The sequence below is a fragment of the Streptomyces sp. NPDC043870 genome (assembly GCF_056435785.1).
On the sequence record NZ_JBWKDT010000019.1, the window covers coordinates 33,108 to 44,181 of the forward strand.

Annotated in this window: 9 protein-coding genes; 1 reads left to right on the forward strand and 8 read right to left on the reverse strand. The window is 72.0% G+C overall.

What is annotated here, in order from left to right; genetic code table 11:
- Positions 1 to 244: 244 nt before the first annotated feature.
- The 8 genes from AC0699_RS22890 to AC0699_RS22925 all read right to left on the reverse strand — a co-directional run bounded on the left by AC0699_RS22890 (position 245) and on the right by AC0699_RS22925 (position 9,989).
- Positions 245 to 877, reverse strand: a complete 633-nt coding sequence (locus AC0699_RS22890) for an SRPBCC family protein (RefSeq protein WP_478663164.1) — start codon at positions 875 to 877, stop codon at positions 245 to 247.
- A 74-nt stretch (positions 878 to 951) separates the two neighbouring features.
- Complete coding sequence (locus tag AC0699_RS22895) at positions 952 to 2,064, reverse strand: XdhC family protein (protein WP_478663167.1); 1,113 nt, start codon at positions 2,062 to 2,064, stop codon at positions 952 to 954.
- Positions 2,065 to 2,243: 179 nt separating this feature from the next.
- On the reverse strand, positions 2,244 to 3,395 hold the full coding sequence (locus tag AC0699_RS22900) for a vWA domain-containing protein (RefSeq protein WP_478663170.1): 1,152 nt from the start codon (positions 3,393 to 3,395) through the stop codon (positions 2,244 to 2,246).
- Between the two features lie 5 nt (positions 3,396 to 3,400).
- Positions 3,401 to 4,291 carry an AAA family ATPase gene (locus AC0699_RS22905; protein WP_478663173.1) on the reverse strand — a complete coding sequence of 297 codons (891 nt, stop codon included), beginning with the start codon at positions 4,289 to 4,291 and terminating at the stop codon, positions 3,401 to 3,403.
- Positions 4,292 to 4,454: 163 nt separating this feature from the next.
- On the reverse strand, positions 4,455 to 5,309 hold the full coding sequence (locus AC0699_RS22910; RefSeq protein ID WP_478663175.1) for an FAD binding domain-containing protein: 855 nt from the start codon (positions 5,307 to 5,309) through the stop codon (positions 4,455 to 4,457).
- Complete coding sequence (locus AC0699_RS22915) at positions 5,306 to 7,774, reverse strand: xanthine dehydrogenase family protein molybdopterin-binding subunit (protein WP_478663178.1); 2,469 nt, start codon at positions 7,772 to 7,774, stop codon at positions 5,306 to 5,308. Before AC0699_RS22915 ends, AC0699_RS22910 begins: the two co-directional genes overlap by 4 nt.
- A complete protein-coding gene (locus AC0699_RS22920) occupies positions 7,771 to 8,250 on the reverse strand; it encodes a (2Fe-2S)-binding protein (protein ID WP_478663181.1) in 480 nt (159 codons plus the stop codon). Before AC0699_RS22920 ends, AC0699_RS22915 begins: the two co-directional genes overlap by 4 nt.
- Positions 8,251 to 8,510: 260 nt before the next feature.
- Positions 8,511 to 9,989, reverse strand: a complete 1,479-nt coding sequence (locus tag AC0699_RS22925) for a glutamate-cysteine ligase family protein (protein ID WP_478663183.1) — start codon at positions 9,987 to 9,989, stop codon at positions 8,511 to 8,513.
- A 406-nt stretch (positions 9,990 to 10,395) separates the two neighbouring features.
- On the opposite strand from AC0699_RS22925, the gene AC0699_RS22930 reads away from it, so the two are divergent.
- Positions 10,396 to 10,953 carry a lamin tail domain-containing protein gene (locus AC0699_RS22930; protein ID WP_478663185.1) on the forward strand — a complete coding sequence of 186 codons (558 nt, stop codon included), beginning with the start codon at positions 10,396 to 10,398 and terminating at the stop codon, positions 10,951 to 10,953.
- Positions 10,954 to 11,074 lie beyond the last annotated feature (121 nt).

Below are 11,074 nucleotides of genomic sequence, written 5' to 3' on the forward strand. Positions count from 1 at the left end.
CGCCGCCCCCCCACCCCCCCCCCCTCCCCCCCCCCCCTCCCCTCCCCCTCCCCCCCCCCCCCCCCCCCCCTCCCCCTCCCCCCCCCCCCCCCCCCCCCCCCCCCCCCCCCCCCCCCCCGGTGTGCAGACCGGAAGAGGTTGGACGGCCTCAAGGCCGAAACAGGCAATCAGTCAGAGCCCTCTCCGCGGCACATGATGCAGTGCAGCGAAACCAATGGGGACGCGGGCAGGGTCGTCGTGAGGGTCAGTGCCGTCGCCGCAGCAGTACGACGACGAGCGCGGCGACGAGCCCGGCCACCAGCGCCGCCATCACCGCGCGCTTGGCGACCGGAAGGCCCGCGGTCCGTACGAGATCGATCGGCTCGGCCTCGGCGGGACCGGTCTCCGCCGCTTCGTCGGGCGGCGGGGGAGGAGCTCCCTCCGGTCCGGCGGCGGACCCGGCGAGCTGCTCGGTCAGACAGGCGGCGAACCGGCCGACGAGCTTGTCGCCGACTTCGGCCATCACACCCCGCCCGAACTGGGCCGGCCGCCCCGTCACCGCGAGATCGGTCCGCACGGTCACGGCCGTACCACTACCGGCCTCGGCGAGCGTGGACGTGACGGTGGCCCGTGCCGTGCCCTGGCCGCGGACTTCTTTCCCGCCCGCGGTCAGCACCATCCGGTGCGCCGCTTCGTCCTTCTCGTCGAATACAGCGGTGCCCCGGTACGTCAGCGAGATCGGGCCGACCTTGACCTTCACGGTGCCGGTGATCGTCTCGCCGTCGAACTCCTCCACCGTCGCACCGGGCATGCAGGGCGCCACCCGCTCAATGTCGAGGAGAGCCCGCCAGGCCTCCTCGACGGGGACGGGGACGGTGAACTCATGCTGCAACTCCATGCTCCGCTCCTCCTCACGAGAAAGCCCGGCCTCTCCTCACGAGAGTGGCCGGCCCCGGCCGGGCCCGGTCGGCGTCATCCGGGGTCCGGCCCAGAAGGGTGGATCGCGCCGGCGGTCGCCGTCAGCGGAGTGCCGCTTCCGCCCCAGCGCAGCGCGACGATCTCCGCGGCCACCGAGATGGCGACCTCCTCCGGTGTACGGGCCCCGAGATCCAGCCCGACCGGCGAACGCAGCCGGGCCAACTGCGCGTCATCCAGCCCGGTCTCCCGCAGCCGCTTCATACGGTCGTCGTGCGTACGGCGGCTGCCCATCGCCCCGATGTACGCGGCCGGACGGCGCAGCGCCTCCTCCAGCAGCGGCACGTCGAACTTCGGATCGTGCGTCAGGACGCAGATCAGGGTGCGGGCATCCGTCTCGGTGCCGTGCAGATAGCGGTGCGGCCAGTCGACCACGACCTCGACGCCCTCGGGGAAGCGCTTGGGCGTCGCGAACACCGGACGCGCATCGCACACCGTCACCCGGTAGCCCAGAAAGTCGCCGATCCGGGCGACAGCGGCCGCATAGTCGATCGCCCCGAAGACCAGCATCCTCGGCGGAGGCGCGAACGAATGCAGGAACACGGTGACAACGTCCTCGCGGCGCTGCCCCTCGGGCCCGTAGTGCCGCAGCCCCGTCGCGCCCTGGGCGAGCTCGCCCCGCGCGTCGGCGACGACCGCGACATCCAATCCCGACGATCCCAGCGAACCGGACACCTCGTCCGGCCACACGGCCAGCGCGGCACCGCGCGGCGCGGGGCCGTCGGTCACCGTCGCCACCGCGACGGGCCGGTGTGCGGCAACGGACTCGGCCACCGCGCCGAACGTCTCGTCGGTGCCCGGCGACACGGACCGCACGAGCAGTGTGATCTCCCCGCCGCAGGTCAGCCCCACCGCGAAAGCGTCCTCGTCGCTGTAGCCGAACGTCTGCAACCGTGCCTCGCCGTCGGCGATGACCTCCTTGGCGAGGTCGAAGACCGCGCCTTCCACACAGCCGCCGGAAACACTTCCCACGACCTCGTCGCCCGGGCCGACGGCCATCGCCGCGCCCGGACCACGCGGCGCACTGCGGCTCACCGCGACCACCGTGGCCAGCCCGAACGGTTCGCCCGCCGCGTACCACCGGTTGAGCGCCGGCAGAATCTCACGCATCCTCGGTTCCTCTCCGACACGGCTCCGTGCCAAGCCTCGGTCCGGGCCCTCGCCCACGGCCCGGCGCCTCGCGTACCACCACCGCGCCCGTATGGCCGCGCTTTCCCGAGCCCGGCGCCCACCTCACGCCCGGCCCGTGCCTCGCACACGGCCGTCCATTCCTTCCACGGCCCCGGGTCTCACGCACGGCCATCTCCTCTCACCACCGCCGCGAGGCGCTCCAGAGCCGCCAGACTGTGCCCTTCGACGAACGCGTCGACACTCGGCAGAGCCGCTGCCATCCCGGCCGCGAGCGGCGCGTAGCCCGGGCGTGCCTTGCGCGGGTTGGCCCACACCACCCGGTGCGCGAGCCGGTGCAGCCGTCGCATCTGGGCCGCCAGCAGCGCCGGATCCCCGCGCTCCCAGCCGTCGGAGAGCACCACGACCACCGCGCCGCGGGCCATCCCGCGCTGCCCCCACCGGTCGAGGAAGGCGCGCAGCATCTCACCGAGCCGGGTTCCGCCGCGCCAGTCCGGGACCACGGCCGCAACGGCCGCCATCGCCGCGTCCGGGTCACGATGCCCCAGCGCGCCCGTCACCCGGGTCAGCCGGGTGCCGATGGTGAACACTTCCGTCGCCGCCCGCGGCCCCGCCGGACCCCGGTGTGCCGCCGCATGTGCGAAGCGCAGCAGCGCGTCCGCGTACGGGGCCATCGAACCGCTCACATCCAGCAGCAGCACCACCCGGCGTGGCCGCTCGGCCCGTGCCCGGTGCCGCAGCCGGGCCGGCTCCCCGCCCCGGCGCAGCCACTCCCGTACGGTCCGCCGCGGATCCACGGCCCCGCGCCGTGCCGGACGCAGCCGGGCGGAACGCCGCGGTTCGCCCCGCAGCGCGAACGCGGCCAGCAGCCGCCGCAGCTGCTCGCGTTCGGTGCCGGTCAACTCGGCGACATCACGGTGGCGGAGAACCTCTGCGGAGCTGGCGAGCGCGGCTGCCGCTCCCGCGTGTTCCTCGTCCCGACCGGCCTCGGCTCCGCGGGCGCGGTCCGTCTCCCGGACGACGAGCCGCGGCGGCGGGGGAACGGCCAGTGGCCGCGCTCGCGGCCGGGGCCCGGCAGCACGCCGGTCGAAGTAGGCGGTGAACACCTGGTCGTAGCGGTCCAGATCGTCCTCGCTGCCGCAGAGAGTCAGCCGCCCGGCCCAGTACACGCCCGTACGCTGCTCCGGCCCCAGTTCGCCGAGCGCCCGCAGAAACGTCTGCACCCGGTCCGGCCCCGCATCCAGACCTGCCGCCCGCAGCGCACGCGCGAACCCCACCAGCACCGCGGGCCCGTCGGCTGCCGTCGTCGTCATCGTTCTCACGCCCCCGCCCCGCGCAGCGCGAGGATCGCGGACAGGTCCAGGGAGCGGGCCCGCTCGGCGTCCTCCCGGTACTTCAGCACCGAGCCCAGGGTGGCCACCGCCAGCTCGGCGTCCAGCTCCGTCGCACCCAGCGCGTCCAGGGCTTCCGCCCAGTCGATGGTCTCGGCGACCCCGGGCGGCTTCAGCAACTCCTCGGCCCGCAGTGCCTGTACGACCCCGGTCACCTGCTCGGCGAGCCGCGCGGTCACTCCCGGCAGCCGTCTGCGGACGATCGCCAGCTCGCGGGCGAAGGACGGGTGGTCGAACCAGTGGTACAGACAGCGCCGCTTCAGCGCGTCGTGCACCTCACGCGTCCGGTTCGAGGTGAGCACCACCACCGGTGGCGCCGTGGCCCGCAGCGTGCCGAGCTCCGGCACGGTGACCGTGTATTCCGACAGCAGCTCCAGCAGAAAGGCCTCGAACTCGTCGTCGGCCCGGTCCACTTCGTCGACCAGCAGCACCGACGGCTGGGTCCGCAGCGCCTGCAGCAGTGGCCGCTCGATCAGGAACCGCCGGTCGTACAGCTCACCCTCCAGCTGCTCCACATCGGTGATCCCGGCGGCCTCGGCGGCCCGCAGATGCAGCAACTGGCGTGGAAAGTCCCAGTCGTACAGCGCCTGTGAGGCATCGATCCCCTCGTAGCACTGCAACCGGATCAACGGCGCACCCAGCATCTGCGCCAGCGCCCCCGCGAGCGACGTCTTGCCCACGCCCGCGTCCCCCTCGCAGAAGATCGGCCGATGGAGTTTCAACGCCAGGAAGCAGGCGATCGCCAGCCCGTCGTCCACGAGATATCCGACCGCCTCCAGTCCCTCCCGTACCTCGTCGGGTCCCGGCGGCTCGGTCATCGCCCCATCCGCCGACCGTCCCGTGCCATGGCCGCGCGCGGCCCCGGAGCCGGACACCGTCGCCGGCCCGGAGCCGGACGCCCGTGCGCCGCCCCCGGCGGCTCCCCGCGCGGGCCCGCCCATCTCGGTCATCCACGGGGCTCGGTCATCCACGGGGCACCCGTCAGGCCATCCCGGCCGCGGCCAGCACGGCCCGCCGGGTGAGCACCCGGGCCAGATGCTCCCGGTACTCGGCGGAGGCCGACAGGTCGGAGGACGGGCGCGTGCCCTCGGCCGCCGCCTCCGCGGCCCGCGCCACGGCCTGCGGGCCGTCGGCGCCGGCGAGGGCCGCCTCCGCCGCCGCGGCCCGCAGCGGCGTCGCCCCCATGTTGGTCAGACCGACCCTGGCCTCCGCGATACCGCCGTCGCCGCCCCGTACCAGCGCCGCCACACCGACGATGGCCCATGCCTGGGCCGCCCGTTGGAACTTCTCGTAGTGGAAGCCCCAGCCGTCCGTCTTCGGCACCCGCACCTCCACCACCAGCTCGTCCGGCCGCAGCGCGGTCTGCAGGTAGTCGGCGAAGAACTCCCTCGCCGGGATCGTCCGCCGCCCCTGCGGGCCCGCCGCGACCAGTTCTCCGTCGAGGGCGAGGACGACCGCCGGCAGATCCCCGGCCGGGTCGGCGTGGGCGAGTGAGCCGCCCAGCGTCCCCCGGTGCCGTACGGCAGGATCGGCGACCGTCTCCGTCGCTGCCGCCAGCAACCCGGCGTGGCGCCGTACCAGCGGATCGCGGATCACGTCGTGATGCGTGGTCATCGCCCCGATGACCAGCGCATCCCCGTCCTCACGGACGCCCTTCAGCTCCGGGATCCGCCCGACGTCCACCACCAGCTCCGGGAACGCGAGCCGCAGCCGCAGCATCGGCAGCAGACTCTGACCGCCGGCCAGCACCTTCCCCTCCTCACCGGCGTCCGCCAGCGCGCGTACCGCCTCGTCCACCGTCTCCGGTCGCGCGTAGTCGAAGGCTGCAGGGATCATGCCATCCCCTCTTCGCTCGGGGCGGGCGCCTGGCCCGTCGTCGGTACTTCGCCCTCCGGCCGCTCCTGGCCCGCCGCGGACCGTCCTTCCGCCGTGCGTGCCTGTCTGATGGCCTGCCAGACCCGCTCCGGGGTGCACGGCATCGCCACGTCCGTGACGCCGAGCGGCCGCAGCGCGTCCACGATCGCGTTCACCACGGCCGGCGTCGACGCGATGGTCCCGGCCTCGCCCACGCCCTTCACTCCGAGCGGATTCGACGTGGCCGGCGTCTCGGTGCGCTCCGTCGTGAACTCCGGGAGATCCATCGCCGACGGCACGAGATAGTCGGCCATGGTCCCGGACACCAGGTTGCCGTCGTCGTCGTACACGGCCTCCTCGTACAGGGCCTGTGCGATGCCCTGCGCGACGCCTCCGTGCACCTGTCCCTCGACGATCACCGGGTTGACCACCCGGCCGACGTCGTCGACGCACACGTACGAACGAATCCGCGTCCGCCCCGTCTCCGTGTCGACCTCGACCGCGCACAGATGCGTCCCGTGCGGGTACGAGAAGTTGTCCGGGTCCACCAGATGCTCGGCGTTGATCGTCGGCTCCATGCCGTCGGGCAGGTCGTGCGAGGAGAACGTCTCGAACGCGACCTCCTGGATCGTCCGCCGTGCCTCCGGCGAGCCCCGCACGGAGAACACGCCGTCCGCGAAGTCCAGATCGTCCTCACTGGCCTCCAGCAGATGCGCGGCGACCTTCCTGGCCTTCTCCACGACCTTCTGCGCCGCCGCGTGGACCGCCGAGCCGCCGACCACCAGCGAACGCGAACCGTAGGTGTCCATCCCCTGCGGCGCCGCCCGGGTGTCCCCGTGCACCACCTCGACATCCTCGAACGGCACACCCAGCACATCCGCCGCGATCTGGCTCCAGCAGGTCACATGCCCCTGACCGTGCGGGCTCGTCCCCGTGACCACCTCGACCTTGCCGGTCGGCAGCATACGGATGCTCGCCGCCTCCCAGCCCCCGGCGGCATACCGCAGATCCCTCAGCACCCGGCTCGGTGCGATCCCGCACATCTCCGTGTACGTCGACACGCCGATGCCCAGCCGGACCGGGTCGTCGCGCCGCGCCCGCTCCTGCTGCTCGGCGCGCATCCCCTCGTAGCCGAACAGCGCGAGCGCCTTGTCCGTCGCCGCTTCGTAGTTGCCGCTGTCGTAGGTGAGTCCCGCGATGGACGTGTACGGGAACTCGTCATGCCCGATCCAGTTGCGGCGGCGCAGCTCGAGTGGGTCCATGCCCAGCTCGACCGCGAGCTCGTCCATGATCCGTTCGATCGCGAACGTCGCCTCCGGCCGGCCCGCGCCGCGGTAGGCGTCCGTGGGGGTCCGGGTCGTGAACACACCGGTGCAGGTGAACGCGTAGGCGTCCATCTTGTAGATCGCCGGGTACATGAACGCGCCGAGCAGCGGAGTCCCCGGCGTGATCAGCATCAGATACGCGCCCATGTCGGCCAGCAGATCGACCTTCAGGCCGAGGAGCTTCCCCTCGCGCGTCGCGGCGATCCGGACGTCCTGGATCTGGCCGCGGCCGTGGTGGGTGGCCAGATAGCCCTCGGAGCGCGACTCCGTCCACTTCACGGGGCGGCCCAGTTTCCGGGCGACGCCGAGCGCGACCGCCTCCTCCCCGTACACCTGGAGCTTGGAGCCGAACCCGCCGCCGACATCCGGCGCGATCACCCGCAGCTTCTGCTCCGGAATGCCGGTCACCATGGCCATCAGCACCCGCACGATGTGCGGGATCTGGGTCGCGGAGTACATGGTGTACTCCCCGGACGCGGCGATCGGCGTCACGACCACGGCCCGTGGTTCCATCGCGTTGGGGATCAGACGCTGCTGGACGAATCGCCGCCGCACCACCACGTCGGCCCGCGCCTGGACCGATTCCCAGTCCTCACCGGTCGTCAGCGGCCAGACGTAGCACCGGTTCGTCCCCTTGTCCGCGTGGACCAGGGGTGCGCCGTCCGCGAGGGCGGCCTCCAGGTCGAGCACAGGTTCCAGCGGCGTGTAGTCGACCTCCACCGCCTCCAGCGCGTCGGCCGCCGCGTAGCGGTCCCGTGCGACCACCACGGCCACCGGGTCCCCGGCGTAGCGGACCTCGTCGACGGCGATCGGCGGATGGTCGGGCATCACGATGTCCTCGGTCACCGGCCATGCGCACGGCATCGACGCCAGCCCGTCCGCGAGGTCACGCCCGCTGTACGCGGCGACGACCCCGGGCCGCTCCCGAGCGGGTGCCACGTCCACCCGGTCGATCCGCGCATGCGCCATGGGACTGCGCAGAATCGCCATGTGCAGCATCCCGGGCACGCTGATGTTGTCCGTCCAGGTGGTCTGCCCGGTGATGAGGTGCGCGTCCTCCTTGCGCGCCCGGGCACGGCCCACTTCCCTCTCGCGCGTTCCGCCCGCCGGCTGCGCGGTCATGCCACGGCCTCCTGTTCGTCGCGGGCGGCTGCGAGCACGGCCTGGACGATGTTCTGGTAACCCGTGCACCGGCAGAGGTTGCCTTCGAGGGCCTCGCGTACCTCGTCAGGAGTCGGATGCGGATTCTCCCGGAGCAGATCCCGCGCCGCCATGATCATTCCGGGCGTGCAGTACCCGCACTGCAGCGCGTGCTTCTCGTGGAAGGCCTTCTGCAAAGGGTCAAGACCGCCGTTCTCGGCACCGAGCCCCTGGACGGTCGTCACCTCGCCCCCGTCGGCCTGCACCGCGAGCACCGAGCAGCTCTTGACGCTCTGCCCGTCCAGCTCGACGGTGCACGCGCCGCAGTTGCTGGTGTCGCAGCCGATGGGGGTGCCGGTCAGCCCCAGTCGGTCCCGCAGGTAGTGGACGAGCAGCAGACGCGGTTCCACGTCGTCCTCGTAGGCGATGCCGTCCACGGTCACCGAGATACGGTTCATGAGCCCTCCCAGGGGCCCGGGGCAGGGATTACCAGCCGGTTTTGTCTGATATGCCCAACCTTAGATGTGTGCAACACGCCCCGCGACCGCTCCCTTACCGTGCAGGGCGGTACTCGGGCGGGAGGCCGGAAGGACCCGGCCGCGCCGCCCGCGGGCCGGAAGGTCCCGGGCCGCGGCGTCCGCGGGCGCCGCGCACACGGAGACCGTGACCATCGCCTCCGCGGGACGCCTGCCCCGGCCGGGGCGGCCGGGGTGCCGGTTCAGTCGATGGGCCAGGTATGAGCCGGCGCGTTGAGGTGCATGTAGTCCATGTACTGCACGGTCATGCGCCGCAGCGCTTCATGGTGATCCACGTGAGCGGTGTCGGCGATGTGATGGAACATCTCCGCCTGCCACACCGCGCCGTTACGGCCGGTGACGCACCGCTGCTCGATGACTCCCAGCAGCGGCTCCCGCCACGACGCGTCCATGCCCGAATGTTCCAGCCCCGCATGGGCCAGCGGCAGCAGGCGCCGCAGAACGAGCTCGGCCACCGGCACCTCGCCCATGCCCGGCCAGTACAGACGTGCGTCGATCCCGTGCCGGGCCGCGGTGTGCAGATTCTCCTCGGCCGCCGAGAACGACATCCGTGACCAGACCGGCCGGTCCTCCTCGACCAGGGCACGCGTCAGTCCGTAGTAGAAGGCACCGTTCGCCAGCACATCGGCCACCGTCGGCCCGGCCGGCAGCACCCGGTTCTCCACCCGGAGATGGGGTCTGTCGTGGGCGACGGCGTAGACGGGGCGGTTCCACCGGTAGATCGTTCCGTTGTGCAGCGTGAGTTCGGCCAGTTCGGGGATGTCGCCGCCGTCCAGCGTCTCCAGCGGGTCCTCCTCGTCGCACAGGGGCAGCAGTGCGGGGAAGTAGCGCGCATTCTCCTCGAAGAGGTCGAAGACGCTCGTGATCCACCGCTCCCCGAACCACACCCTCGGCCGGACTCCCTGCGCCTTGATCTCCTGGGGACGGGTGTCCGTGGCCTGCTCGAAGAGGGGAATCCGGGTCTCGCGCCACAGCTCCTTGCCGAACAGGAAGGGAGAGTTGGCAGCCAGTGCGACCTGCACCCCCGCGATCGCCTGCGCCGCGTTCCAGTACCCCGCGAACTCGTCCGGTGAGACCTGCAGATGGAACTGGGTACTGGTGCACGCCGCCTCCGGCGTGATGGTGTCCGCGTAGGTCCGCAGCCGGTCCACGCCATCCACCGCGATCCGCAGATCCTCACCCCGGGCGGCGAACACCTGCTCGTTCAGGAGCCGGTACCGAGGGTTCTCCGACAGCGCCGCCTCGCCCACGTCCGACAGCTTCAGCGTCGGCAGGATCCCGACCATGGCCAGATGGGCGCCCACCGCCGAAGCGTGCTCCTCGGCGTGGTTGAGGGCGTCCCTGATCTCCTGCTCCCACGCATCGGGCCCGCCCGCCGTCAGCTCCCTCGGCGGGATGTTGATCTCCAGATTGAACCGGCCCAGCTCACTGGACCACGCGGGATCCGCGATCGCCTCGAGTACGTCGGTGCTCCGCATCGCCGGCTCGCCCGCGGCGTCCACGAGGTTCAGCTCGATCTCCAGGCCCACCTGGGGCCGTTCGGACTCGAAGCGTGCCTCGCGCAGCATCAGGGCGAAGGCGTCGAGGCACTGCTGCATCTTGTTCCGGTAGCGCCGCCGGTCTTCACGGGTGAACACCAGCGCGGGGACGTCTCGTCCCATCGGCCCTCCCGTATCTTCTCGGGCCCGCCCCCCTCTCAGCGTCCCACTCCACGGCCGCCAGGACCAGCGAGGACGGCCGCCGCCGCGCTGTTACAGAGATCTGCAGGCGCGTGACCCGTGGGGCTGGGGTGGCGTGCGGGGTGGCGCGACCGGTGGCAACCGCTTGTTGTTGACCCTTGTACGGATCGCTGTATCGGGCAGCGGGTTCTCTGGCCGGCCCCCTCCTCGTTGATGCCCTATACAGCGGAGAGTTACGGAAATGTCCGTTTTTTGTAACTCGGGTCGATTCATCCGCTTGTGGTCGAGGTGGTCACGCCAGAGTGTGCGTCCTCGGCACCGGCCGAGAACATGGTCCGCTCACCGACCCTGATCCAGAGTCTGTGCGCACTGACTTGAGAGGGCATCCATGTCTGCTTCTCGTAACGCCCGTCGCCTCGTCGCGACGGTCCTCGCGTCCGGCGTGCTCGTCGGCGTAGCGGCCCTGCCGGCGTCCGCGGCCGACACGGACGACCGCCACGACCGCCACGGCCGCCACGAGTCCCGGCGTTCCGCAGTGGCCATCGGCCAGGTTCAGCACAACAGCCCCGGACGCGAGAACCGCTCCAACCGCAGCCTGAACGCCGAGTGGGTCGAAGTGACGAACGCCGGCCGGCACGCGGTGAACCTGAGCGGCTGGACCCTGAGCGACAGCGACGGCAACCGCTACCGCTTCAACCACCTTCGTCTGCCCGCCCGCTCCAGCGTCAGAGTCCACACCGGCTTCGGCCGCGACACCCACCGCGACGTGTACCAGGACCGCCGCGAGCAGATCTGGGACAGGAACGACACCGCGACTCTCCGCAACGAGCGCGGGCGCACCGTCGACACCGAGTCGTGGGGCCGCGGATACGACGACGATTCGTGGGATCGCGGACGCCACCACGACGACGTGCCGTGGGGCCGCGGACGTCACCACGACCGCTAGCCCCGGACCGGTAGCCGCACCCGGGTGACCAGGTGCGGCTGCGCCACCCTCATCGGGGGGGGGGGGGGGGGGGGGGGCGGAGGGAGTGCGCACTGCCTCGCGCTCCGGCCCGAGGCGTGGA